Here is a 25434-nt window from a genome sequence, read left to right as displayed (position 1 = left end):
AGCGCAGGAGTACATGTGAGTATTATTGAAAAAGCGGCACGCCGCATCGAGCAGGGCCGGGACGTTACCAAATCCCAGGTACAGGACGTCACCGTCAGTCTCCCTGTGAAAGACGCCCCCCCGGTCGGCGTCGACGCCCCGGTCGCGGCGTCCGTGAATACCCCGGAGCCGGATGTCGCCGCGCGCCGGAGCCCTCCCCAGCGGGTCGAGCTCGATCTTGAGCGCATGCGCAATATGGGCATGGTGACAGCCGCGGCCGGTCGTACCGCCGTGGTCGAGGAATTCCGCATCATCAAGCGCCCGCTGCTGCTGCATGCGTTCAGTGAACACAAAGACAGCGACAAGCCGAACAACCTGATCATGGTAACCAGTTCGCTGGAAGGCGAAGGCAAGACCTTCTGCGCGATTAACCTCGCCATGAGCATCGCCATGGAGCTCGACCACACCGTGTTGCTGGTCGATGCCGACGTCGCCCGGCCCTCGGTCTTGAATACCCTCGGGCTGCCCGCGCAGCGCGGTCTGATGGACGTCTTGCTGGACGACAAACTCGACGTCGGCGACGTCCTGTTGCATACCAACGTCGATACCCTGTCGATCCTTTCCGCCGGCGCCAGCAACCCGCGCGCAACTGAGCTGCTGGCCAGCCAGACGATGCGCAACCTGGTCTACGAGATCGCCAACCGCTACCCGGACCGGGTCGTGATTTTTGACTCGCCGCCGCTGTTGCTGACCAGTGAAGCCCGTGTATTGGCAAGCCACATGGCACAAATCGTCATGGTCGTCGAGGCCGAAACCACGACCCAGCATGCGGTAAAGGAAGCGCTGCATCGCCTCGATGGTTGCCGGAATGTCAACCTTGTCTACAATAAGGTGCGGGAGTTCATTGGTGAAGAGACGTATGACTACCACTACGGCTGAACGCCTGCCGCATGGCCGCCGGCTGTCTCGCCGCGCATGGCTGCCGGTCCTGGTTGGCCTTGCGATCGCTCCTGGCAGCCGTGCAGAAATCACTTTCACGCCCAGCGTTTCGCTCAGGGAAACCTGGAGCGACAATGTCAGCCTCGCGCCTTCCGGCCTCGAGCGCAGCAACTTCATCACCGAACTCGCACCGGCGTTTTCCGTCGCGGCAAACAACAAGCGCGTGCAGCTGGCTGCCAACTACCAGTTCCAGAAATTCTTTTACAGCAACAAAGACGCGCCCAACCTGCGCGACAGCAGCAGTGAAGCGCAGGCCAATCTCAAGGCGAATATCGTGGACGAGTTGTTGTTTCTCGACGCGGTTGCGAGCCGGGGCCAGCAGGCCGTATCCGCGTTCGGACCACTGGCCGATGCCCCGTACACCACCAACAATCGTACCGACGTGTCGACCTGGCGCATCAGTCCTTACCTGACGCACCGCTTTGGCTCCTTCGCCAGCATGCAGGCACGGTATACCCGCGATTCGGTGAAGTCCGGACGCGACGGCTTCGGCAATTCGCAAGGGCAATCCGTCGACGTCAGCCTGGCCGATGCCGGCGCCCGGCGCATTGGCTGGAATCTCGCCTACGCACGTCAGGGCCTAAAAGACGCGGTGGGTGGCGACTCGTCGTCGAGCAATGTGCAGGCCGGCTTGTCATGGCGGGTGCTGTCGCCGTTGACACTGACCGCCACCGCCGGATATGACGAGTTTGACTACGATTCGATTGGCGGCAGCACCCGAGGCAAGAGCTGGAATGTTGGCTACCACTACGCGCCCTCTGCGCGCACCTCTCTCTCGATGAGCTACGGACATCGCTATTTCGGCAAGTCTCGCTCGCTTTCAGCGGTGCACCGCAGCCGGCAGGCCACTTGGAACATCAGCTACGACGAGTCGGTTACCACTAGCCGTTCGCAGTTCCTGCTGCCCGCGGCTGTCGATACCGCCAGCATGCTGAACAACCTGTTCACGCCGAATTACCCGGACCCCGAACTTCGCCGCAAAGCAGTCGAAGCCTATATGCGGACGGCAGGATTGCCCTCAACATTGCCCAACAATATTAATTATCTGAGTAATCGTTATATGTTGCAGCAGCAGTTCTCGGCGTCGGTCGGAATCACCGGAGTTCGCACGCTGCTGCTGCTGTCGCTGTACGACACGCGACGCAACGCGCTGTCGTTGCAGCAGGTCGACAGCCCTCTCCTTGGCAGCAATTTGACCAATCTGAATGACAATACACGCCAGCGCGGCGTCGGAGCGAATCTCAGCTACCGCCTGTCCTCAAGGGCCAATGCATTCATGCAACTGGATGCATCGCACTCTACCTCGCTTTCGACCGGTATCGAGCAGGACAACCGGAGCCTGCGACTCGGCGTCAACCGCCAGTTCCAGCGCAGGCTGAACAGTACGCTCGAGCTGCGGCGGCTCCAGGGCTCTGCTGACGCTGCCGGCCGGTCCTTTACCGAGAACTCGATCTCGGCGACCCTTTCGATGACGCTCTAGCGGAACCGCGCCATGTACGAATCCTATTACGAGTTTAGCGACAAGCCGTTCCGGCTGCGTCCCGACCCCCACTTCTTCTTCGCCAGCAAGGGCCACAAGCGGGCCATGGCCTACCTTGAGTACGGCCTGTCGCAGGGCGAAGGCTTCATCGTGATCACGGGCGAGATCGGCGCCGGCAAGACCACACTGGTGCGCAACCTGTTCAGCCGCCTGCCGAAGGACCAGATCGTGGCGGCCCACATCGTGAACACCCATCTCGACGCCGACGACACGCTGCGCATGGTGGTGTCGAGCTTCGGCCTGCCCCTGGAAGGCGGCAAGGCCGACCTGCTCAACCGGCTGGAACAGTTCCTGCGCTTCGTCGACCAGCAGGGCAAACGTGCGCTGCTGGTAGTCGACGAAGCGCAGAACCTGCATCCTCGCACCGTCGAAGAGCTGCGCATGCTGTCGAACTTCCAGTCCGACGACCGGCCGCTGCTGCAGACTTTCCTGCTGGGCCAGCCGGAGTTCCGCACCACCCTGCACAGCGCCGGCATGCAACAGCTGCGCCAGCGCGTGATCGCCACCTACCACCTGGGACCGATGGAGGCAGGCGAAACCCGGGCCTACATCGAGCACCGCCTGGCCACGGTCGGTTGGAACGGCGACCCTTCCTTCACCGATGCGGCGCTTGCGCTGATCCATGACTACAGTGGCGGCATCCCGCGCAAAGTGAACACGCTGATGGACCGCGTGCTCCTGATGGGCTACCTGGAAGAACTGCACGCCTTCGACGAAGAACACATTGCCACCGTCATCCGCGACATCGACGACGAGTTCCGGGCGCCGGACGATGCAAACCGTGCGCCAGACGACCAGGTGCCGGCTGCGGCGCGCGAGGCGGTATTGCGCGGCGGCGAACTGCGCGTCGCCGAATCCCGGAGCGGCGAGCGCCGCGCCGGCGCCGAAGTGATGGACGAGCGCCTGGTACGGCTGGAGAAATCGCTGGTGTCGGTATTGTCGATCCTGAAGAAAATCGTCGGCGACCAGCACGGCGCGGCGCCCCACGCCGCCGGGGAAGAACGATGAAAATCGACCTGTCGGAAGTGGGGCGGCCGCAGTCGCCGGGCGCGCGCGCCGTCAACGCCATGACCTGCGACGTGGAGGATTATTTCCAGGTCTCGGCCTTCGCGCCCTATATCGCGCGCGACAGCTGGCCCACGCGCGAGTGCCGGGTCGAAGCGAATATCGAACGCATCCTGGCCCTGTTCGCGCGCCACGACGTGAAGGCGACCTTCTTCACGCTCGGCTGGATCGCCGAGCGCTACCCGCAGGTGGTAAGGGCGATCGTCGCAGGCGGCCATGAACTGGCCAGCCACGGCTACGGCCACCTGCGCGCCTCCGACCAGGACCGCGCCGCCTTCGACCAGGACATCCGTAGCAGCAAGGCGCTGCTGGAAGATATCGGCGGAGTGCCGGTGATCGGCTACCGCGCGCCCAGCTTCTCGATCGGGCGCGGCAACCTGTGGGCGCTCGAGGCCCTGCGCGAGGCCGGCTACCGCTACAGCTCCAGCATCTATCCGGTGGCGCACGACCATTACGGCATGCCGGACGCGCCGCGCTTCCCGTTCTACCCGAACGGGCCGGACGGCCTGCTCGAGGTCCCGATCACCACCGTGCGCATGGGCGGGCGCAACCTGCCGGCCGGCGGCGGCGGCTACTTCCGCCTGCTGCCGTATGCGCTCTCGCGCTGGATGCTGCAGCGCGTGAACCAGCAGGACGGCCGCAGCGGCCTGTTCTACTTCCACCCGTGGGAAATCGACCCGGGCCAGCCGCGCCCCGAGGGCCTGGACGCCAAGTCGCGCTTCCGTCATTACGTCAACATCGGCCGCATGGAGCGGCGCCTGGAACAGCTGGCCCGCGATTTCGCGTGGGACCGCATGGACCGGGTCTTCCTGCCCCAAACATGAATTCGATCATCGAAGCCGCGCACGCCAGGCGCGCCGCCCCCGTCATCGCCGCCGCTCCGCGCACCCTGCACCTGCTGCAGCCGCACGAGCGCGCGCGCTGGGATGGGTTCGTGCGCGCCTGTCCCGACGCCACCTTTTTCCACCTGTCCGGCTGGCAGCAGGTCCTCGAGCAGTCGTTCGGCATCCGGACCTGGTTTTACTACGTGCAGCAGGACGGCGTGATCCTCGGCGTGCTTCCGCTGGCGCAGATCAAGAGCCGGCTGTTCGGCCATTCGCTCGGCGCGATGCCCTTCTGCGTGTATGGCGGCGTGGCCGCGATCGACGCCGCCGCGCGCGCCATGCTCGATAGCGCTGCGCACGAACTGGCACAGGAGCTGGGCGCGGGCCACCTGGAATACCGTGGCATGCGGCGCGCCCATCCGGACGACCCGGCCTGGCATACCAAGGAACTGTACGTCACCTTCCGCAAGGCGATCTCCGGCGACGACGAGGAGAACCTGAACGCCATCCCGCGCAAGCAGCGCGCGATGGTGCGCAAGGGGATCAAGCTCGGCCTGCAGGGCCGGGTCGAGGACAATGTCGAGCGCATGTTCGCGGCCTACGCCCACAGCGTGCACCGGCTCGGCACCCCGGTATTCCCGAAGAAGTATTTCGCGCTGCTGCAACAGACCTTCGGCGACGAATGCGAAGTGCGGGTCATCGAGACCGCCGACGGCCGCCTGGTGGCGGCAGTGCTGTCGTTCTACTGGCGCGACGAAGTGGTGCCCTACTACGGCGGCGGCACCGACCTGGCGCGCGAAGTGGCCGGCAACGACTTCATGTACTGGAACCTGATGCAGGCAGCCGCCGCGCGCGGCTGCCGCCTGTTCGATTTCGGCCGCAGCAAGCTGGGCACCGGCGCCTACGACTTCAAGAAGAACTGGGGCTTCACCGCGGAGCCGCTGCCCTACGAGTACAAGCTGTACGGCGCCACCAGCCTGCCCGACAACAATCCGCTGAACCCGAAATACCAGCTATTCATCAAGCTCTGGAAGAAGCTGCCGCTGCCGCTGGCAAACGCACTCGGACCGCACATCGTAAAGAACCTCGGATAGCATGGAAAACCTGCTGCTTCTGGTGCATCGGATCCCGTATCCGCCCAACAAGGGCGACAAGATCCGCTCCTACCACCTGCTGCGCCACCTGGCGGCGCGCTACCGGGTCCACCTGGGCACCTTCGTGGATTCCCCGGACGACTGGCAGTATGTGGAAAAAGTGCGCGACTGGTGCACCAGCAGCCATATTGCGAAGCTCGACCCGAAACTGGCGCGCCTGCGCAGCCTGGGCGCGTTGCTGTCCGGGCGCGCGCTGTCCTTCGACTACTACCGCGACGCCGGCATGCAGGACTGGGTTGCGCGCACCATGAGCGAGCACAAGATCGACCGCGTGGTCGTGTTCTCGTCGCCGATGGCGCAATACGCCATGCCCTACGCGCATGCGCGCCGCGTGATCGACTTCTGCGACGTCGATTCCGATAAATGGCGCATGTATGCGGACCAGAAGCCATGGCCGATGAGCTGGCTGTACCGGCGCGAGGCGCGCACCCTGCTCGACTACGAACGTGAAGTGGCACGCGCCTGCGACTCGGCGCTGTTTGCCACCGAGCCGGAAGCGCAGCTGTTCCGCGAGCTGGCGCCCGAAAGCGACGCCAAGATCGGCCATTTCAACAACGGCGTCGATACCGACTACTTCTCTCCCGCGCATGCCTGCGCCAGCCCGTTCGCAGTCGGCGAACGCGTCGTCGTGTTCACCGGGGCGATGGACTACTGGCCCAATGTCGACGCGGTCGAGTGGTTTACCAGCGATATTTTCCCGCGCCTGCGCGAGCGCCTGCCCGCGCTGCGTTTCTATATCGTCGGCGCGCGTCCGACGCCGGCGGTGCAGGCGCTGGGGCGCCAGCCGGGCGTGGTGGTGACCGGTACGGTGCCGGACGTGCGCCCCTACCTGGCCCATGCCGCCGTATCGGTGGCGCCGCTGAGGGTCGCGCGCGGCATCCAGAACAAGGTACTCGAAGCGATGGCCATGGCGCTGCCGGTAGTGGTTACCTCCGATGCCCTGGAAGGGGTCAAGGCGGAACCTGGCGCCGACCTGCTGCTGGCCGACGGCGCCGAAGCGTTTGCGGCGGCGGTGCTGCAGGTGCTGGGAGAAGACAACCCTGGCTTGCGCAACCGAGCGCGTGAACGGGTCGAACAATATTACAGCTGGCCAAGCAACCTGGCCAATATCGAAGCGAGTTTAGAGTGCAACTAATTCCTCCGCCCGGCCTGGCCATCCCGTCCGATGCGCACAGCGCCACCCGCCGTATCCACATAGTGATCGTGCTGGCGCTGCTGGCCCCGCTCGCTTTCTACTTCGGTACCGCCGCATCGATCGTCTCGCTGTGGAACAGTTCCGAAACCTTCGCCCATGGCTACGTGGTGGCGCCGATCAGCCTGTGGCTGGCATGGCGCAAGCGCGACGTGCTGCGAACGCTTCCGCTGGAACCGTGGTGGCCTGCGCTGGTGCTGACGGCGCTGGCCGGCCTTGGGTGGCTGGTGGCCACGCTCGGCGAAGTCCAGGTGGTGCGCCAGTACGCCCTGGTGGTGATGTTTCCCTTGGCCGTGCTCGCGGTCTGCGGCCGCAGCTTCGCCGGCGCCCTCACCTTCCCGCTCTTGTTCCTGCTGTTCGCGGTGCCGTTCGGCGAAGTGTTCGTCGCCCCGCTGATCGAGCTGACCGCCGACTTCACGGTCGCTGCCTTGCAGCTGACCGGCATTCCGGTGCTGCGCAACGGCACCACGTTCGAGATCCCCAGCGGCCACTGGTCGGTTGTCGAGGCCTGCAGCGGCCTGCGCTACCTGATCTCGTCGATCACCCTGGGCTGCCTGTATGCCTACCTGAGCTACCAGAAGTGGTGGCGCCGCGCGCTCTTCATCGGCCTGTCCATCGTGGTGCCGATCGTTGCAAACTGGCTGCGCGCCTACATGATCGTGATGATCGGACACCTCTCCAGCATGCGCCTGGCGACCGGCGTCGACCATATCATTTATGGCTGGGTGTTCTTCGGTTTGGTCATGTTCCTGATGTTCTGGATCGGTCGCTTGTGGCAGGAGGATGAGGCTACGCCACTGGCGGCTGCGACTCCGGCAGCCGCGCCGCGGCACGCGCCGCTCGCCGCTTTCGCGCGCGCGAGCATCGCCTTCATCGCCGTGGTCGCGCTGTGGCCGGCACTGGCTGCACTGAATGGCCGCCTGACCGCCTTGCCTCAGCCATCAAAGCTGGCCCCGGTCAGTCTGGCCTGGCAGGATGCCCGGACATTCACGAGCTGGCGGCCAGACTACTACGAGCCAGATGCACGCCTGGACAAGACCGTCTCCGCCGGCGGCGCGCCGGTCGCACTGTCGATCCTCTACTACCGCAATGACAATACCGGGAAGCCGCTGATCAGTTCAGTGAACCGCCTGGCAGGCGAACATAATGATTACCACGAAGTTGGCACCGAGCGTCGCGAGGAGCGTTTCGGTGGGCGCGCGATTACCCTGCTCGAGACGAGGATGGCAGGGCCAGATGGGGAGCTGCTGGCCTGGCACTGGCTGCGCATCGGGGCGCACGAAACAACCAATGCCTACGTGGGCAAGGCAATGCAGGCGCGCGAGCGCCTGATGCTGCGCGCCGGCGACGGCGCCGCGCTGATCATGACCACTCCACTGGCAAGTGGCAGGGACGATGCCCGCGCCGCACTGCGGGCCTTCCTGGACGCCAACCATGCCGCAATCGACACCGCGCTGGCGGTTTCCAAGGGGCACTGATGTCCCGTCCCGGCAGCGCACCGCTGGTGGCGCACCTGATTTACCGGCTCGACTTCGGCGGGCTGGAAAACCTGCTCGTCGAGCGCATCAACCGCATGCCGGCGGGCGCCTACCGCCACGCCGTGATCTGCCTGACCGGGCACACCGACTTCGCGCGCCGCATCAGCAAGCCCGGCGTCGAGCTGTACGCACTGGACAAGCAGCCCGGCCTGTCTCTGGCGACCCATGCCGCATTATTCAAGCTGCTGCGCCGCCTGCGTCCGGCGATCCTGCACAGTTATAACCTGAACGCGGTCGAATACGCGCCGGCCGCGCTGCTGGCTGGCGTCCCGGTCCGCATCAACGGCCTGCACGGCCGCGACGCGTCCGATCCGGAGGGCCGCAACCCGAAACACCGGCTGCTGCGCCGCCTGATGCTGCCGTTCTACGACTGCTGTTACGCCAATTCGGCCGACATGGTGGCCTGGAACCGCCAGGTGATCGGGGTACCGGAACGCAAGAGCCGGCTGCTCTCCAACGGCATCGACGCCGAGCGTTTCCATCCGCTGGCCAGCGGCGAAGTCCGCCCCGACTTCGGATTCGGTCCCGGCCTTATCGTGATCGGCACGGTCGGCCGGGTCCAGGACGTCAAGGACCACGCTACCCTGCTCGAAGCCTTCGCGCTGCTGCGCGCGCGCCTTCCGCAACAAGCGGCACAGCTGCGCCTGGCGATCGTCGGCGACGGTCCGCTGCTGCCGGCGCTGCGCGAGCGGGTCGCTGCGCTCGCACTGGACGGCCTGGTATGGCTGCCCGGCGCCCGCAACGACGTATCCGACATCCTGCGCAGCTTCGACGTCTACGCAATCTCGTCGATCGCCGAGGGCACGCCCGGCAGTGTGCTCGAAGCGATGGCGACCGCCCTGCCCGCGGTCGGCACCCGCGTCGGCGGCGTACCTGAAGTCATCGCCGACGGCGTCACCGGGCTGCTGGTGGCGCCGCGCGACGCCAATGCCATGGCCGCCGCGCTGGCCCGCTACGTGCAGGACCCTAGCCTGCGCGCCGTCCACGGCGCCGCCGGGCGCGCGCGCGTACAGACCCATTATTCGATGCCGGCCATGGTCGCTGGCTACCAGGCCCTCTACGACAGCCTGTGCGAACGTAAAACCATTTTCAGGAAGAGCATCACATCATGTGTGGAATAGTCGGCATTTTCGATACCCGCGGACAGCGCGCGATCGACCCCGCCCTGCTGTCGCGAATGAACGAGACCCAGCATCACCGCGGCCCCGACGAGGGTGACATCTACACCGAACCGGGGGTGGGCTTCGGCCACCGCCGCCTGTCGGTGATCGACCTGGCCAGCGGACAGCAGCCGATGTTCAACGCCGCCGGCGACGTCGGCGTCGTGTTCAACGGCGAGATCTACAACTACCGCGAGCTGACCGCCGAGCTGGAAGGCCTGGGCTTCGCGTTCCGCACCAACAGCGACACCGAAGCCGTGCTGCACGCCTGGGAAGCCTGGGGCGAAGCCTGCGTGCACCGCCTGCGCGGCATGTTCGCGATTGCCGTCTGGGACCGCAAGCAGCAAGTCATGTTCATGGCGCGCGACCACATGGGCGTCAAGCCCTTCTTCTACGCCGTGCTGCCCGACGGGATGTTCATCTTCGGCTCCGAACTCAAGTCGCTGCGCGCCCACCCGGGCCTGTCGCGCGAGATCGATCCGACCGCGGTCGAGGATTATTTCGCCTACGGCTACGTGCCGGAACCGAAAACCATCTATGGCGGCGCGCGCAAGCTGGCGCCGGGCTACTGCCTCACGGTGCGAATCGGCCAGCCGATCCCCGCGCCGAAACAATGGTGGGACGTGCCCTTCAAGCTGCACGAGAAGATGACCGAGCAGGACGCCGCAGGCGAACTGGCGGTGCGGGTGCGCGAAGCCGTGCAGAGCCAGCTCAAGGCCGATGTACCGCTGGGCGCCTTCCTCTCCGGCGGGGTTGACTCGAGCGCGGTGGTGGCGATGATGGCAGGGCTGGGCAGCGAACCGGTCAACACCTGCTCGATCGCCTTCAAGGACAAGGCTTTCGACGAATCCGAATACGCGGCCACCGTGGCGCGCCAGTACAACACCAATCACCACGTGGAAACCGTCGACACCGACGACTACGCCCTGCTCGACACCCTCGCCGGCCTGTACGACGAGCCGTATGCCGACAGTTCGGCAATCCCGACCTACCGCGTGTGCCAGCTGGCCAGGAAGCGCGTCACCGTGGCGCTGTCGGGCGATGGCGGCGACGAGAACCTGGCCGGCTACCGCCGCTACCGCCTGACCATGGCGGAAGACGCGGTGCGCTCGCGGATCCCGCCGGCGCTGCGCCGCTCGGTCTTCGGTCCGCTCGGCAAGTACTACCCAAAAGCCGATTGGGCGCCGCGCGTATTCCGCGCCAAGACCACCTTCGAATCGCTGGCGCGCGATCTGGTCGAAGGCTACTTCCACGGCGTCTCGATCATGTCCGACGCCATGCGCGAACGCCTGTTCTCCGATAGTTTCCGCGGCCGCCTGCAAGGCTACAGCGCACTCGAGGTCATGCGCGGCCACGCCGCCCGTGCGCCGACCGACGATCCGCTGTCGCTGATCCAGTACCTCGACATGAAGACCTACCTGCCAGGCGACATCCTGACCAAGGTCGACCGCGCCAGCATGGCCCACGCGCTCGAAGTGCGGGTGCCGCTGCTGGACCACAAGCTGGTCGAGTGGATCTCGGGCCTGTCCTCGTCGCTTAAACTCAAGGACGGCGAAGGCAAGTACATCTTCAAGAAGAGCATGGAGCGCCACCTGCCGCACGACATCCTGTACCGCAAGAAACAGGGTTTCGCGGTGCCGCTGGCGGCCTGGTTCCGCGGTCCGCTGCGCCAGCGCGTGCGCGACTCGCTGCTCGGCCGCGACCTGGCCGAAACCGGCATCTTCAACGTCGCCTTCCTGCGCGAGCTGGTCGAGCAGCACGAATCCGGCCGGCGCGACTACAGCGCCCCGATCTGGACCGTGCTAATGTTCGAAGCCTTCCTGCGCAAGGAACTGGAAGGAGCGGGAGCATGAACCAGCCGCTCGCCCACCCGAGCGTCCAGGCCGCGGCCGGCAGCAAGCGCGCACTGCGCGTGCTGCACGTGCTCGACCACTCGATTCCCCTGCACAGCGGCTACACCTTCCGCACGCGCGCGATCCTGCAGCAGCAGCGCGCGCTGGGCTGGGAAACCTTCCATGTCACCGGCCCGAAACAGGGTCCGTCCCCCGCCGCCGCCGAGACCGTCGACGGCCTCACGTTCCACCGCAGCTCGCCCGGCCCGCTGGCGCGCCTGCCGGTCCTCAACCAGCTCGACGTGATCAATGCGCTGGCCGCGCGCCTGCTCGAGGTGGCGCGCGAAGTGAAGCCGGACGTCTTGCACGCACACTCGCCGGCGCTCAATGCGATCGCCGCGCTGCGCGTTGGCCGCAAGCTCGGCATCCCGGTTGTCTACGAAGTGCGCGCATTCTGGGAAGACGCCGCGGTCGACCATGGCACCAGCCGCGAATGGGGCCTGCGCTACCGCATCACGCGCGCGCTCGAGACCCATGCACTGCGGCGCGTGAACGCGGTCACCACGATTTGCGAAGGCCTGCGCAGCGATATCGTGGCGCGCGGCATCCCGGCCTCCAAGGTCACGGTCATCCCGAACGCGGTCAACATCGACGACTTCAACGTCGACGGCGCGCGCGACGAAGGGCTGGCGGACCAGCTTGGCCTGCAGGGCAAGCGCGTGCTGGGCTTCATCGGCTCGTTCTATGCCTACGAAGGCCTGAACGTGCTGCTCGACGCCCTGCCTGGGATGCTGGCGTCCGATCCGGACATCCGCGTGCTGCTGGTCGGCGGCGGCCCCCAGGATGAGGCGCTGAAACAACAGGCCGAGCGCCTGGGCGTAGCGGGCCAGGTGCTGTTCACCGGCCGGGTGCCGCACGACCAGGTGCAGCGCTACTACAACCTGGTCGACGTGCTGGTCTACCCGCGCCTGAAGATGCGCCTGACCGACCTGGTCACCCCGCTCAAGCCGCTGGAGGCGATGGCCCAGGGCCGGGTGCTGGCGGCCTCCGACGTCGGCGGGCACCACGAACTGATTGAGGACGGCAAGACCGGAGTGCTGTTCGCCGCCGACGACGCGCGCGACCTTGGGCGCAAGGTACTGGCCCTGCTCGCGGCGCCCGAACGCTGGCTGGCCCTGCGCCGCGACAGCCGCGCCTTTGTCGAGCGTGAACGCAACTGGGCCGCCAGCGTGGCGCGCTACCGGGCCGTTTACGCGAAGCTTTCAACAGCATGAAAATTGTTACCTTTACTACCCTGTTTCCGAACCAGGTGCGGCCAAGCCACGGTATTTTCGTGGAGACGCGTTTGCGCCACCTGGTGGCCAGCGGCGCGGTAAGCAGCCGTGTGGTGGCGCCGGTGCCATGGTTCCCGTTCCGACACCAGCGCTTCGGACGCTATGGCGATTTTGCGCGGGTGCCGGCGACCGAAAACCGCCATGGCCTGGACGTTGTGCACCCGCGCTACCCGGTCGTACCCAAGGTCGGGATGAACCTGGCCCCCGCCATGCTGGCCCAGGGCGCGCGGGGCGCGCTCGCCCGGCTGATTGACGAAGGCCATGATTTCGACCTGATCGACGCGCATTATTTCTATCCTGATGGCGTGGCAGCGGTGCAGCTTGGCCGCTACTTCAACAAGCCCGTGGTGATCACGGCGCGTGGCTCCGACATCAGCCTGATCCCACGGCATCCGGTACCGCGCCGGCTGATCCAATGGGCCGCAGCCAATGCCGCCCATGTGATCACGGTGTGCGATGCGCTCAAGACGGAGCTGGGGGTGCTGGGCGCCGACCCTGCGCGCATTACCCCGCTGCGAAATGGGGTCGACCTGGAGCATTTCCGTCCGGCCGACCGCGAACCGATCCGTGCCCGGCTTGCACTGGAAGGCTTTACCTTGCTCTCGGTCGGACACCTGGTGCCTCTCAAGGGCCACGACCTGGTCGTGGGCGCGCTGCCGCTCCTGCCGGACGCTACCCTGATGATCGCTGGCGACGGACCAGAACGTCCGCGCCTCGAGTCGCTGGCGCGCGAGCTTGGTGTGGAACAGCGGGTACGCTTCCTGGGCGTCGTCTCGCAGCCGGAACTGGCTGACTACTACAACGCCGCTGATGTACTGGTGCTGGCATCGAGCCGCGAAGGCTGGGCCAATGTGCTGCTGGAAGCCATGGCCTGCGGCACGCCGGTCGTGGCAAGCCGCGTGTGGGGCACCCCCGAAGTCGTGGCAAGCGATGCGGCCGGCATCTTGATGGAGGAACGCAGCGCGCGTGGCGTGGCCGATGGCGTGCGGCTGTTGCGCGCCGGCGGGATCGACCGCGCCGCGACGCGACGCTACGCCGAAGGCTTCAGCTGGGAGGCCACGACCGATGGCCAGCTGCGCTTGTTCAGCCGGATCATGCAAAGGTGAGCGTAGTGAACAATGTATTGATTTCCGTAGTGATCCCCTGCTACAACGCTGAAGCGTATATCGCGGCGACCATCCGTTCGGTGCTTGCACAGGACATTGATGGCATGGAATTAATCGTCGTCGACGACGGTTCGTCCGACGGCTCGGTTGCGCTGGTGCGTGCGCAGTTCCCGCAGGTGCGGCTGGTCCAGCAGGCCAATGCCGGTGTCGCAGCGGCTCGCAATCACGGCATCGCGCTCGCACGCGGTACTTGGGTAGCCTTCATCGACGCCGATGACATCTGGCTGCCGGGCAAGCTTCGGGCCCAGTTCGAACAGATGGCCGCAATCGAAGGCTGCCGCATGAGTTACACCGCCTGGAAGGTGTGGCCCTGTCAGGACCCTGAACCCGGGGCCGTCTACGTGGAGCAGCTGCTTGCCCAAGCTGGCGAAACCGCACGCTGGAGCGGCCCCTCAGGCTGGATCTACACCGAACTCCTGCTGGACTGCGTGGTATGGACTTCGACCGTAGTGGCACAACGTTCCCTGTTCCAGGAAATCGGCGGTTTCGATCCGGGCCTGCGGGTCGGCGAAGACTATGACCTGTGGCTGCGCGCATCGCGCGTCACGCCAATCCACCGGGTGGCGCGCCCGTACGCGCTGTACCGCACGCATCCGTCCAGCATCACCCACTCTCTGCCGACGGCAAACTATCGGGCGATCGTGATCGGACGCGCACTGGCCAACTGGGGCATGTACTCGCCAGACGGCTGCGAAGCCGACCGTGGTGAAGTCAGGCGTCTGCTGGCCAAGAGCTGGAGCGATTACGCTGGTGCCCACCTAGACCGCGGTAGCCTGGCCACCGCACGCCGCGCCGGCTGGGCCGCGCTGCGGACGGATCTGCGCCACTTGCCCGGGTGGAAGGTACTGATCAAGTCCTATGCGCGCTCTCTGGCCGGAACGAGGATGGGCCGATGAAAACAATTGCCATCATTATCTGCACCTGGAACCGCGCCGATTCTCTGCGCGCCACGCTCCAGTCGCTCCGGCAACAGGCAGCCAATGACGCCGTAGTAGAAGTGATCGTGGTCGATAACAACTCGAGCGACGCCACCCGCGCCACCGTCGAGGAACTTGCATCCGCCTGGCACCCTGGACGCTTGCGCTACGTGTTCGAAGGGCGCCAGGGCAAGCAGTTCGCGCTCAATGCCGGAATCCGTGCATGCCAGGCTGAACTGCTAGCCTTTACCGACGATGACATCCTGTTCCCCGCTGGCTGGATCGATGCACTCCAGGCGGTCTTCACCGATCCCCACGTCGAGCTGGCCGGTGGCCGTACCCTGCTGGAGTGGCCGGAAGGCGGTCCACCGCGGTGGTACGACCAAGATATGCATGCCATCCTCGGTGCGGTCGACCTGGGCCCGTCGAAACTCCAGCCGCCTCCACCTGGGTATGCGCCGGCAGGCGCCAATCTGGTCGCGCGGCGCAGCGTGTTCGACAGCGCGGGACTGTTTTCGGAACGGCATTTCAGGCACATGGATTACGAATTCGGGATCCGTTGCGCGAAGCAGGGCATCAAGCTGGCCTACGCTCCAGACCTGGTGGTGTACGCACCGGTGGACCGAGCGATGCTAACCCGGCGCTACTTCCGACGCTGGTCGTTCAAGGCCGGTATTTCCTCGAGTGACGAAGATGCGCCGAATACGCGCTTGTTCCTGGGCGCCCCACGCTGGATATTCACCCGGTTGGCCATGGATGCCCTAGCTTGGCCAAGTGATATGCTGCTGCGTCCGGCCAACCGTGCCTTTTCGCGCCAATTGCGCATCTGGCGGGCACTAGGGACGATTTCCAGCCGCTGGTATGCAAAACTATGGCCCGAAAGCTACCCGCAGTGGGTAGAGCATTACTCGCAAAAAAAGAAGAATGTTTATTAACGCCGGCACGACTCCCATAACACCGCAACGCGCAGAAAACTGGATGAATTCGAAACAAATACGGCCAGATCGATGCCTAGTCACCGGCGCCACCGGCTTCGTCGGCACCGCCCTGTGCGCGTATTTTGACGAGCAGAGACAACAGCAGTATGTGCCGCTTGTACGCCAGGCAAGACAAGCCACCAGCCTGCGAGCGCGCTGGCCCCAGCTGGCGGTTGGCGACCTGCTCGACCCCCGCCATGTCAGGCAGGCCCTGGAAGGCTGCGATGCCATCATCCATCTAGCCCATGGCGGCAATGGACCGCAGGCCACCCGCAACCTGCTGCAGTGCGCGCGCGACAGTGGCGCGCGGCGCTTCATCCATATCAGTACCATGTCGGTTCATGGCCCACGGCCGGGTCCGGAAGCCACGCGTGAAGAAACGGCCACCATTGGACGGTACGACCACGATTACTCTGACTCCAAGGCCGAGCAGGAGGAAATGGTGCAGCAAGCCCATGCAAAGGGCGAGCTGGAAGCGACAATCCTACGTCCGACGATTGTGTACGGTCCCGGCAGCCATTTCGTGCTGCAGGTGGCGGAAGAAGCGCGCACGGGCGTCGTCTCCATGTTTGACCATGGCTCCGGGATATGTAACGCCGTCTATATCGACGATTTGTGCCGCGCTATCGACGCAGCGCTGACAAGCGAAAAAGCAGTGGGCGAGGCCATGTTCATCAATGGAGAAGAAAGCATTTCTTGGGGAGAGTTTATTCAGGCCTTCGCGAGCCTGGGGGCGCCACATGCAGAACTGATCAACCTCTCCTCGTTGGAAGCAATCCGCTACTGGGCCGAGCAACGTCCTGCGCCAAGCAAAACGGTGCTGGGACGCATTGTGGCCAAGCTAAAACGCAGTCTGGCGTCGCCACCTCCCCCACCCTCGTTCCCGCCGCTCGGCAGGGTAGAGCGCGAGACTTTCCCAATTTTCTTCAGCAACGACAAGGCGAAACAATTACTCGATTGGTCGCCGCAAGTTGATTTCTCTACCGGAACTGCAATGACGCGTGCATGGTTTGACTCAAAGGGTAAGCCGGCATGAAGCGTCCCAGGATAGTCATTATCGGCGCGGGCCTCGGCGGCAGCATGCTGGCAAGCGCGTTGGCGAACACGCATGAGGTCGTCGTGATCGAACGCGGTGCTTCCGTGGTCGACCACCGTTTCCCGCTTGTCGATATCGCGGCGCCGGCTCGCCTCGATCCCCATTTTGGATCCGGCTTGGGCGGATCTACCCAGCTTTGGCACAATGGCCTGATCGAAATCGATGAGGAGATTTTTGACCAGCACTGGCCGATCAAAAAAGCAGAGCTGGCCGACTACTACCGACAAGCTTTCTTCCAGTTGTCCGGCGTGGTGCGCGATCGGGTGCTCGAGACAATCGAGGTCCTGCGCAAGAAATACGCGGCCTTCGGGCTGCCGAGCAGTCAGCTGCCTGGACTGTATTACCCGCGCTGGCCGATGAATGTCTGGAAGAACAATCAGCTCGACGGGCGTGTACAGGTCATCCATGGCAACGTCACTGCGTTCCAGTGCAACGGTGAGTCAGGCATCACTAGCTTGAGCGTGCAAGGAGACAATCAGGTCCAGCAGGTGCACGGCGACGTATTCGTGCTCGCTGCCGGCGGCTTGGGTTCGCCGGTCCTGCTGCAGAAACTGGCGCGCAGTCTGGACCTGCGCGCATTGCGCCATGCCGGCTGCCATTACGAGGACCACCCTGTCGGCTTTGTCGGGGAAGTGCAGCTGAACGCGCCGCTTTACCAATTGTGGAACTACAGCGTCCCAGGTACAGGCGGAAATCTGCGGCTGCCGCTGGTGGTAACCATGAACGGAATCCAGGTGTCGTTCCAGCTGCGTCCCGCAGCTAACTTCCATCGCAGCCAGCGACGAAGCCGTGTCGACAGCGTCCTGCACGGCTTGCGGCACAATCCATGGAATCCGCTGAACTATGTGAAGCTTCTCTCCCATTGGGATGATGTGCTGGATATCCTGTCGTTCAAGCTGGGGATCCGCTTGCCTACCAAGAACTATACCCTGCTGATGATGGCTCAGATGCCACCATCCGAGGACTGCTCGATATGGGGCGAAACGGATCCGCAGACGGGACAGGAGCGGCGCATCCGTCGATGGATTCTGACCCCAGCATTTCAGGACGACCTGAAAGCTGCCGTCGACAGTGTGCTGGAACAACTGGCGCCGATCTCTAGGAATGCCCAGCTGTTCCCGGATTGGCTGTCCGAACTTGCGACGGGAGCGCATCACTCGGGCACCGCACGCATGTCGGGCAGTGCCGATACCGGGGTCTGCGACAGCGATTGCCGCGTGCATGGATTGGACAACCTTTACGTCTGCGATGGTTCGGTGATCCCTGCCAGCGGTATCGCAAACACCGGGCTAACGATCGGCGCCCTGGCGCTACGGCTGGCCGATCACTTGCGCCAACGTGCTTGGAAGCCGTCCGCACGCGCGGAAAATTACTCCCTATAACATCTGCGACAAACATCAGGAACTGCATATATGACTTTAAACGTTGGGATTGTTGCGCGCACCCTGAATGCAGACCATCTACGTGGTACAGGACGGTATGTTCAGGAACTGCTGAACAACACGCAACGCGAAGACCAGATCGAGTGGACCGCCTATGCTCAAGACGCGTCGAAGCCTTTCCGGGTGCCGGCTTCCCTGATCGGCACCACCGACGTGTTCGACTATCCAGGCGATCGCCTGTACCTGTGGGAGCAGGTCGGCCTGCCGTCGCGGTGGAAGCGCGCTGGTCTCGACCTGGTACATTGCGCCGAGAACACCGTACCCCTGTGGCAACCGGTACCGACCATCGTCACCATTCATGACACGGTCTTATGGGAAGAAAAGCGTCCCAGTAAGATGGATCATTTTTACTTTCACGCAGTACAAGGCAATGCCTACCGTAACTGCGCTGCCGTCATCACGATTAGTGAATCGTCGCGCCGCGATATTGCGGCACGCTGGCCTTTCCTTGAAAAACGCATCTCGGTCATTCCCCATGGAATTTCAGATGACTTTTTTGAGGACAAGAAGGTGCCGCTTCCGAAGGTGCTGAAAGACAGCCTCGGCGGCGCACCCTACCTGCTCTACTTGGGCGGTCCGCAGGAACGCAAGCGTTTCTCGTGGGCCCTGAATTTGCTTGCTGCCTGCGGACGCGAGGACATTCACCTGATCGCCTGCGGTTTTGGTTCAGGAGGCGCGAAGCCCGTGCTACAAGATACGCTACGCCATCGCGTCCACTTCGCGCCCTTCGTCGACGACAGCGAATTGGTCACTCTGTACCGCAATGCCCTGGCCGCCATCTATCCGACCCTGTATGAAGGTTTTGGCTTCCCTGCTGTGGAAGCCCAGGCCGCGGGTACGCCGATCCTGTTCAGTCCGGTCAGCAGCTTGGTAGACCTGGTCGGTCCGCTGACCTGGCCAGTTGAGACCCAGGACTTCGGCGCCTGGGTGGCGGCATTGAAAGAGATTCTTGCGCTATCTCCGAGCGCGCGCGGGCAGATTGCCGCTGAGGGCGTATTATGGGCACGTCAATTTTCTTGGAGAAAGAGTGTAGAACGCCATTTCGGCGTGTACGACGCAGTTAGGCGAGCTGCGAAAAGGCGGTGATCCCATGCACCACGAACGTTTGTACCGAGCACATTGAACCATGACGACTGTACGTAAATCCCTGGGCTTCGTGTTCCTGGAGCGCTACCTGCTGCTGGCACTCAACCTGCTCTCCTTCACCCTGCTCGCACGGCTCCTGACTCCCGAGGAGATCGGCCTGTATTCGGTGTCGATGGCCTTGATCAGCATCTGCCAGGTCATACGGGATTTCGGCCTGGTCAGCTACTTGATCCAGCGCAAGACGTTGGAACGCGACGACATTGCCGTCGCCTTTGGCCTGTCGTTGCTGCTGGGCGGCGGCCTTTTTCTGGTGGTCGGCCTAGGCGCACCGCTGGTCGGTCAGTTCTACCGTCAGGAAGCGCTAACCGACATCGTCCACATTATCGCCCTCAACTTCCTGATCATGCCGTTCAGCTCGATTATCATCGCGGTGATGCGGCGCGAAATGCAATTCAATGTGCTAATGCGGATCAATATTGCCGCTGGCGTCGGCTCGACCTCGATCACCCTTGGCCTGGCATGGGCGGGAATGGGCTCGTGGAGCCTGGCATGGGGCGAGGTGGTCAGCAACTTGGTCATCTTGGCGGGAGCCCTGATGGCCGGGGGCAGACACTACCTGCAGCGACCCCATCTGCGCAACTGGCGCGCCGTGGTCAGCTTCGGCGGCCCGGTTACGATGGCCAATATCGTCACCGCAGTATCGATGGACATCAACAGCCTGGTCGTCGGCAAAGTGTTGAATTTCACACAAGTGGCGGTGGCCAGTCGTGCCCAAGGCCTCATGAACCTGTTCCACCGCGACATCATGGGCACGATTCGCACGGTGGCCTATCCAGCATTTGCACGCCTACACCGCGAAGGGCACGCACTCGAGCACCAGCACACCAGCAGCCTGTCGGCTGTGCTCGGTGTTGCTTGGCCCTTTTATGGTTTTGTAGCGCTATTTTCGCTCGAAGTGTTGCACCTGATGTTCGGTCCACAATGGGACGCCGCGGCGCAACTTGTACCTTGGTTCTGCCTAGCAGGCGCGTTTTCAGCCTTGAACAGCCTGATTCCTACCCTGATGCTGGCTGCAGGCCATTCCCGCCTGGTCTCGATGGCCGACCTTATCATTCAGCCAATCAAGGCGCTAGCGCTCATCGCCGCGGTGTATTTCTATCGCGACCTGATATCGTACGCGATTGTGTTCGCAATAATCGCCGCATTGGCCGTACCGTATTTCTACGCGTTCAAGCAGGCCTGCCTGCCGACCAACTTCGCCGCGCTTGTCAAGGCCGTCATGCAGAACAGCGCCTTGGCGGGACTCAGCCTAGGGCCCGCTGCCGCAATTTCGTGGTCGGTGCGTCCTGCCGAAGGACTCCTACCCTATCCGCTGTTTTTCGCCTGCGTGGCCGTGACCACCGCAAGCTGGCTTTTACTGCTGTGGTTCCTCAAACATACCTTGTTCGATGAGCTGGTCATACTTGTGGGTAACAAATTTCCATCATTAGCGCTAACGAAAGCGACCCGCCCGTGAAAATCTACGTTGTTATCGTCACCTATAATGGGGCTCCATGGATTCGACAGGCACTCGCATCCTTGCGTGCGAGCACTATGCCATGCACGTCGGTCGTCATCGATAACGCTTCGCTCGATGATACTGCAGAGATCGTTCGCCGTGAATTCCCAGAAACTATCTTGGTCACCCAAGCCGACAATACCGGTTTTGGCATTGGCAACAATGTGGGGATCAGCTTGGCAATCGCACAAAAGGCCGATTATATATTCCTGTTGAACCAAGATGCATTCGTGACACCGAACGCGATCGCGCAGCTTGCGACATTTATGGACGCCAACCCAGACTACATGATTGCAACTCCGTTGCACTGCAGTCCTGACCTTCACACGCTGGACCCTAATACTCAGAAGAGTTATCTGCAACGTTATGCGCCCTCCTATTTATCAGACGCCTGTCTTGGATTAGTCAAAAGTCACTACGACATACGCGGCATCAACGCCGCAGCGTGGTTTGTCCGCACTAGTACCTTTTTCACAGTCGGCGGATTCGATCCGCTGTTTTTCATGTATGGCGAAGACGATGACCTAATCAACCGCTTTGAACATATGGGTCAGCGTTTCGCGCTAGTGCCGACCAGCCAGATCGTTCATTTGCGCGCACGCTCACCCCGTCCTAAGAGCGGCTTGGCAACGCAAATCTGGAACCTGTCGGAGCGGGCACGCTCGGACCTGCTGATCGACATGAAGCTACCATTAGGTTCCACATTCGGAAAATTTACACGCCTTCTATCATCCGGGATCATCCACCCGTTAGGACGGCTGATTGTTGATCACGATTGGCGTTCGGCATGCGCCTATGTTCTGGCTACGGTTCGTGTCTTGGCGCAAACTCGTAAGATTTTCTCGAGTGCAAGACAGTGCGGAAACAAAGGGCCGCATTACCTGGATATCTAGGCAGGCACTTCAGAATATTCTTGCGTCAGAGATGAGGTGTTGACGACGGAAACATCCACGCTCATCGCTTGGTTTTCCCCGTTGCATCTCGCGCACGCGAAAACTACCCAGAATCGCGGAAGACGGTCAACAAAGAAATATGTCAAATGTCGAACTCGGCTAGGCTGTTCTTTTACCGCACAAATCAAATACTGCGCCAGCGCTATCTGCGGATGAATCCAAAAGATTTGTACACATGCTGAACAAAGATGCCCCGCTCTCGCGGGGCATCTTTTTGGCTGTACTTCGACCCAGACCAATAACGCGGAGTTGCCGACGGCAGTTTAAGCGACACTACGGGCCTGCCGGGACGACGCAGTACTGCGAGGCTTACGCTACCGCTCTATCACCTCACCGCATCAGGCGGTACGGATGAAGAACAAGTTCGAGTGACCATTTGGCAGTAGCACAAACCCGTTCAAAGCCGGAATAAAACGGAAGCGCGTATGTACACCGTCTCCCAGCGTGGCCGGGGGCAGTTTGCCGCTGCTCGGCAGGATGCTGATGTCCCAGTTCGTACCGGCGTTCGGCTTCACCACGTATATCCTGCCGGCGCTCGCTCCTTGACCGCAGTAGAACAAGAAGCGGTCATTTGCAACGTCATAGTCCATACCAGCATAGGAAGGCTGCTCTGCCTCCAAGCTCGAGAGTGCAGCACTCGGATTGAGCCTGATGCTGATTTGTACTGACCCGTTACACGGTACGATACTGGTGAACAGCTTCGGTGTTCCATAGCCCTGGCCGTCACCCCAGTTCATGGTAAACAGCTGGTTGCGCAACGAATCGTGAGCTATTGGTGCGCGCACTGTATCAGTACGAGTCGTGATCGGCTGGGTCCAGGTTTTGGTCACCGGCGACCATTTTGCCAGGAAGCTGCTCCAAATATCGCCTGTTGCGCGCACCTTGACAGCGCCAAGGTGACCGGAAGGCATGTTCTGCCACGAACCTGGCGCATCCCAAGTATTGGTATCGGGGTTGAAGGCATCCACCGTGGAAAAATCATGGGCATTGCCGTAAGCTCCCTTGATACCGAAAACCATCAAACGATTGACTTGCGGAACAAAGTGAACCGAGCTGTACAGGTGACGGGAGGTCGGTTTACCGTCAGGATAATAAGGAACGTCCATTGCAATCGCCGTGCTCGGTGCCATGCGCTGGGTCCATGCAGGAGCATCCGCAGTTAAGCGCAGCGACACTACACGGTTATCGAACGCATCGCCGTGCCCGCCAGCCGCCGCGATCATGATCTCGTTGGTGTCGTCACGGTAAGCAAAACCGCTATACGCCATTGCAGCACCGCCGGCACCGGCAGTGTTGGCAATCTCGACCCACTGGCCGACAGCCGCGCCAGCCAGCCATGCCGGCGTACCGCTCGGGGTAGGCATTGCGACTGGGACCTCTACAGGTAACATCTTAGCGGGCTGCACCGACCACACTGGGCGTCCACCAAATGCATCGCGCAATGTCCCCCAGTTGCTGGCGCTAACCATCCGTCCATAGGCTTCCTGGGCACCCGGTACACCGTGACGCACAGCGTAGGCGATGGCCGGCATTAAGTTGCCCCACATGGCGTCGACACCTGGCATGTACTCGGCAGCCAGTACACCCTCCGACTTGCCGAGCCACGCTGGCGGATTCGCGTAGGTTGCCGCATACACCTGAGCGTCGGTCGTATACCACGGCCCGGTACCCCGGTCGTAGTCGGGCAGGGCCGCGGGCGAAATCATGACTTGGTAGGGAACCGCGTTGACGTACCAGAAACCTGATTTATCACCTAACCTCATCACCGCGCTTTTTGCCTTCCATTGGAAGAAGGCTGCCAATTTGCTGCTTGCAGCACTCGAAATTGGCAGTCCAAGCGACACCGAGTAACCGAACGCGGCGGTTACGAAATCCTGCTGCCATGGGGCACCTGGACGCAGGGTATTGTCATAGCTTTCACCCGGCTTGATCCAACCAAACGGATTGTTTGGCTGGGCAACGTAGCGGCCATGGAAATGTTCAATATTCGCCTCGACCGATGCAATGAACTCGCTACGCAATGCGGTGTCGTTGTCCGGAGTGACCGCCAACGCCTGTACTTTCGCACGCCAATCCCAAGCTGCCGAACGGGTCTGCCACGCGCTCACGGCAGTTTGCACCAGACCTTTACTGCCGGTACGCAGGGAGGTGTTGTCACCATTGCCGAGATAGTTGGCGGTAGCGGCGAACTGCACTTCCTCCATGAAGTAAAATCGCGCGGTCACGAGATACGCCAGATAGCCGACGGACGGGCTATGTGCAACATCCCAACCGGGTGGGTTGCCCCCGGTTGGCGCAGGGGTATAGCGGCCGGCAGTCGAACCGCCATTGTCCTTGAAGGCTTGATTATCACCAATGTTTAGTGTCGGATAACTAGAAAAGCGCAGAGGCCGGTTGGTGGTCTCGTCGCGATAGTGGATACCCCAGCGGCCGGCAGAGAAGCCATTACGGACCACGGCCCCATAGGCTTCTGGCGCATCGCTGGTCAGATAGAGAACATCGTGCTGAGGCAGCAGACCGATTGGCTCCTGATAGCCTGATGAGGCCATGTTGTCCTGATCAAACTTGAAGTTACCGGCCTGAAGTGGCTGGTAGGAAGCGACCAAGCCTTTCACGATAGCTGACGTGCCGGCAATCTTCGCCATATAGCTCGGCACCAATTCGGTCGCCTGCAGGTAAGCCTTATTATGCGTCGGAACAACGGTCGCGTCACCGGAAAGCCAGTACGACAGCGCCGCGCCGCTGATCAGCGGAGTACGCTGATGGTGCTTCAGGTCAATCGTGGCGGAGAAACGCTGGGTTTTCCCGAGGGTAAAAGTGTAACGCGTCAGCTTGTTGGTGGGGGCGGCAACCTGTAGGTAGCCATTCTCGATCCATGGGAGAACTTCGACCATGCCGTTGTTGAAGAGACGGACCTCGAGCCAGGCGACGAGGTGCTTGTCGACGCCGATCGGCTTACGGTAAATCCAGGACGACATGATCGGACCCGAGACCCAGCTGGCGAACGGCGTATCCCAATCGGCGCCGGACCAGCGAGCGCTGCCGAACGCATCGGTGCCCACTTCGGCGATGATGTTGGTGAACCGCAGGCGCAGGGTGTCCAGTGGCGTGCCGGTCGCAGGCGCCGTGCTGCGGCTCAGATTAATAGTCTTCGGCGTGTTCGCGGCAAGGTCGATGATGCCGGACAGTACTGCGAACTTGAGCGAGCCGTCAGGCCAGGCGTTCTTTGGAATGACCTGTAGCGTGCCGACATCGGCAGTGACACTGCTGCCCCTGGGCACGTCACCTTGTTGGAATGCATAGCCCAGGGTGTAGGGCGCACGTGCTTGAGCAGCCGCGCTTTTTAGTGTGAAATTTGCGTCGGCCAGCGGAGCAAGTGCGGCCGCACTCGAGGACATTGTGCTCAGCGTGGTGACCGGCGTGCCTTCTCCCAAGCTGGTAGCACCGTCAGCTTCGAACGAATCGGTGCTGCCGCCGCATGCGGTCAGTGCACCGACTGCAGCCATTGCGCCCGAGCGACGCAGAAAATCTCGACGTTTAGTGTTAACCATGTCTACCATAAGAAAAAGAACTGAAGAATTTAAGGTGCCCAGCGGACGCAGTTGTCACACATACACTACCG

At 62.6% G+C, this 25434-nt stretch carries 19 protein-coding genes; 18 read left to right on the top strand and 1 reads right to left on the bottom strand.

Translation table 11 applies throughout. From position 1 onward, the window contains the following. Positions 1 to 15 precede the first annotated feature (15 nt). From BM031_RS01260 to BM031_RS01175, 18 genes are read left to right on the top strand one after another with little or no spacing between them, the layout of a single operon-like run. A complete protein-coding gene (locus BM031_RS01260) occupies positions 16 to 918 on the top strand; it encodes an XrtA-associated tyrosine autokinase (RefSeq protein ID WP_229408358.1) in 903 nt (300 codons plus the stop codon). Then, positions 899 to 2458 (top strand): TIGR03016 family PEP-CTERM system-associated outer membrane protein, encoded by a 1560-nt coding sequence (locus tag BM031_RS01255; protein WP_177207613.1) that lies wholly within the window; start codon positions 899 to 901, stop codon positions 2456 to 2458. Before BM031_RS01260 ends, BM031_RS01255 begins: the two co-directional genes overlap by 20 nt. 12 nt (positions 2459 to 2470) lie before the next feature. Beyond that, on the top strand, positions 2471 to 3526 hold the full coding sequence (locus tag BM031_RS01250) for an XrtA/PEP-CTERM system-associated ATPase (protein ID WP_091870023.1): 1056 nt from the start codon (positions 2471 to 2473) through the stop codon (positions 3524 to 3526). Next, positions 3523 to 4407, top strand: a complete 885-nt coding sequence (locus BM031_RS01245) for an XrtA system polysaccharide deacetylase (RefSeq protein ID WP_091870020.1) — start codon at positions 3523 to 3525, stop codon at positions 4405 to 4407. Before BM031_RS01250 ends, BM031_RS01245 begins: the two co-directional genes overlap by 4 nt. Further along, positions 4404 to 5501: a FemAB family XrtA/PEP-CTERM system-associated protein gene (locus tag BM031_RS01240; RefSeq protein ID WP_091870015.1), complete on the top strand. Its 1098-nt coding sequence runs from the start codon at positions 4404 to 4406 to the stop codon at positions 5499 to 5501. The genes BM031_RS01245 and BM031_RS01240 overlap by 4 nt, the downstream gene beginning before the upstream one ends. A gap of 1 nt (position 5502) precedes the next feature. Continuing rightward, a complete protein-coding gene (locus tag BM031_RS01235) occupies positions 5503 to 6696 on the top strand; it encodes a TIGR03087 family PEP-CTERM/XrtA system glycosyltransferase (protein WP_091870012.1) in 1194 nt (397 codons plus the stop codon). Further along, positions 6687 to 8231 (top strand): exosortase A, encoded by a 1545-nt coding sequence (xrtA, locus tag BM031_RS01230; RefSeq protein ID WP_229408356.1) that lies wholly within the window; start codon positions 6687 to 6689, stop codon positions 8229 to 8231. Before BM031_RS01235 ends, xrtA begins: the two co-directional genes overlap by 10 nt. Beyond that, the gene (locus BM031_RS01225) at positions 8231 to 9412 is read left to right on the top strand and encodes a TIGR03088 family PEP-CTERM/XrtA system glycosyltransferase (protein ID WP_091870009.1); all 1182 of its coding nucleotides are present in this window, start codon (positions 8231 to 8233) and stop codon (positions 9410 to 9412) included. The genes xrtA and BM031_RS01225 overlap by 1 nt, the downstream gene beginning before the upstream one ends. Next, positions 9400 to 11304 carry an XrtA/PEP-CTERM system amidotransferase gene (locus tag BM031_RS01220; RefSeq protein ID WP_091870006.1) on the top strand — a complete coding sequence of 635 codons (1905 nt, stop codon included), beginning with the start codon at positions 9400 to 9402 and terminating at the stop codon, positions 11302 to 11304. The genes BM031_RS01225 and BM031_RS01220 overlap by 13 nt, the downstream gene beginning before the upstream one ends. 53 nt (positions 11305 to 11357) lie before the next feature. Continuing rightward, complete coding sequence (locus BM031_RS01215) at positions 11358 to 12557, top strand: TIGR04063 family PEP-CTERM/XrtA system glycosyltransferase (protein WP_091870369.1); 1200 nt, start codon at positions 11358 to 11360, stop codon at positions 12555 to 12557. After that, positions 12554 to 13723 (top strand): glycosyltransferase family 4 protein, encoded by a 1170-nt coding sequence (locus BM031_RS01210; protein WP_091870003.1) that lies wholly within the window; start codon positions 12554 to 12556, stop codon positions 13721 to 13723. Before BM031_RS01215 ends, BM031_RS01210 begins: the two co-directional genes overlap by 4 nt. 5 nt (positions 13724 to 13728) lie before the next feature. Continuing rightward, complete coding sequence (locus BM031_RS01205; RefSeq protein ID WP_177207612.1) at positions 13729 to 14679, top strand: glycosyltransferase family 2 protein; 951 nt, start codon at positions 13729 to 13731, stop codon at positions 14677 to 14679. Continuing rightward, the gene (locus BM031_RS01200) at positions 14676 to 15635 is read left to right on the top strand and encodes a glycosyltransferase family 2 protein (RefSeq protein WP_091869995.1); all 960 of its coding nucleotides are present in this window, start codon (positions 14676 to 14678) and stop codon (positions 15633 to 15635) included. The genes BM031_RS01205 and BM031_RS01200 overlap by 4 nt, the downstream gene beginning before the upstream one ends. 43 nt (positions 15636 to 15678) lie before the next feature. After that, positions 15679 to 16713 (top strand): NAD-dependent epimerase/dehydratase family protein, encoded by a 1035-nt coding sequence (locus BM031_RS01195; protein WP_177207611.1) that lies wholly within the window; start codon positions 15679 to 15681, stop codon positions 16711 to 16713. Beyond that, on the top strand, positions 16710 to 18155 hold the full coding sequence (locus BM031_RS01190; RefSeq protein ID WP_091869989.1) for a GMC oxidoreductase: 1446 nt from the start codon (positions 16710 to 16712) through the stop codon (positions 18153 to 18155). Before BM031_RS01195 ends, BM031_RS01190 begins: the two co-directional genes overlap by 4 nt. Before the next feature lie 30 nt (positions 18156 to 18185). Next, the gene (locus BM031_RS01185; RefSeq protein WP_091869986.1) at positions 18186 to 19301 is read left to right on the top strand and encodes a glycosyltransferase family 4 protein; all 1116 of its coding nucleotides are present in this window, start codon (positions 18186 to 18188) and stop codon (positions 19299 to 19301) included. 40 nt (positions 19302 to 19341) lie between these two features. Beyond that, a complete protein-coding gene (locus tag BM031_RS01180; protein WP_091869983.1) occupies positions 19342 to 20817 on the top strand; it encodes an oligosaccharide flippase family protein in 1476 nt (491 codons plus the stop codon). Continuing rightward, positions 20814 to 21752, top strand: a complete 939-nt coding sequence (locus BM031_RS01175; protein ID WP_177207610.1) for a glycosyltransferase family 2 protein — start codon at positions 20814 to 20816, stop codon at positions 21750 to 21752. The genes BM031_RS01180 and BM031_RS01175 overlap by 4 nt, the downstream gene beginning before the upstream one ends. 398 nt (positions 21753 to 22150) lie before the next feature. Here the strand turns inward: BM031_RS01175 and BM031_RS01170 are convergent, their stop codons facing one another. Continuing rightward, positions 22151 to 25363 (bottom strand): hypothetical protein, encoded by a 3213-nt coding sequence (locus BM031_RS01170; RefSeq protein ID WP_143084487.1) that lies wholly within the window; start codon positions 25361 to 25363, stop codon positions 22151 to 22153. Positions 25364 to 25434 lie beyond the last annotated feature (71 nt).

This window comes from Massilia yuzhufengensis (assembly GCF_900112225.1).
Classification (GTDB): Bacteria; Pseudomonadota; Gammaproteobacteria; order Burkholderiales; family Burkholderiaceae_D; genus Telluria; species Telluria yuzhufengensis.
This window is presented reverse-complemented; position numbering and strand designations above follow the sequence as displayed.

What these genes read in the sequence shown, in the direction of transcription:
- BM031_RS01245 (WP_091870020.1), top strand. Translation starts at nt 3,523, where the DNA reads ATGAAAATCGACCTGTCGGAAGTGGGGCGGCCGCAGTCGCCGGGCGCG.
- BM031_RS01190 (WP_091869989.1), top strand. Translation starts at nt 16,710, where the DNA reads ATGAAGCGTCCCAGGATAGTCATTATCGGCGCGGGCCTCGGCGGCAGC.
- BM031_RS01225 (WP_091870009.1), top strand. Translation starts at nt 8,231, where the DNA reads ATGTCCCGTCCCGGCAGCGCACCGCTGGTGGCGCACCTGATTTACCGG.
- BM031_RS01185 (WP_091869986.1), top strand. Translation starts at nt 18,186, where the DNA reads ATGACTTTAAACGTTGGGATTGTTGCGCGCACCCTGAATGCAGACCAT.
- BM031_RS01210 (WP_091870003.1), top strand. Translation starts at nt 12,554, where the DNA reads ATGAAAATTGTTACCTTTACTACCCTGTTTCCGAACCAGGTGCGGCCA.
- BM031_RS01250 (WP_091870023.1), top strand. Translation starts at nt 2,471, where the DNA reads ATGTACGAATCCTATTACGAGTTTAGCGACAAGCCGTTCCGGCTGCGT.
- BM031_RS01170 (WP_143084487.1), bottom strand. Translation starts at nt 25,363, where the DNA reads ATGGTTAACACTAAACGTCGAGATTTTCTGCGTCGCTCGGGCGCAATG.
- BM031_RS01240 (WP_091870015.1), top strand. Translation starts at nt 4,404, where the DNA reads ATGAATTCGATCATCGAAGCCGCGCACGCCAGGCGCGCCGCCCCCGTC.
- BM031_RS01220 (WP_091870006.1), top strand. Translation starts at nt 9,400, where the DNA reads ATGTGTGGAATAGTCGGCATTTTCGATACCCGCGGACAGCGCGCGATC.
- BM031_RS01195 (WP_177207611.1), top strand. Translation starts at nt 15,679, where the DNA reads ATGAATTCGAAACAAATACGGCCAGATCGATGCCTAGTCACCGGCGCC.
- BM031_RS01200 (WP_091869995.1), top strand. Translation starts at nt 14,676, where the DNA reads ATGAAAACAATTGCCATCATTATCTGCACCTGGAACCGCGCCGATTCT.
- BM031_RS01180 (WP_091869983.1), top strand. Translation starts at nt 19,342, where the DNA reads ATGACGACTGTACGTAAATCCCTGGGCTTCGTGTTCCTGGAGCGCTAC.
- BM031_RS01255 (WP_177207613.1), top strand. Translation starts at nt 899, where the DNA reads ATGACTACCACTACGGCTGAACGCCTGCCGCATGGCCGCCGGCTGTCT.
- BM031_RS01235 (WP_091870012.1), top strand. Translation starts at nt 5,503, where the DNA reads ATGGAAAACCTGCTGCTTCTGGTGCATCGGATCCCGTATCCGCCCAAC.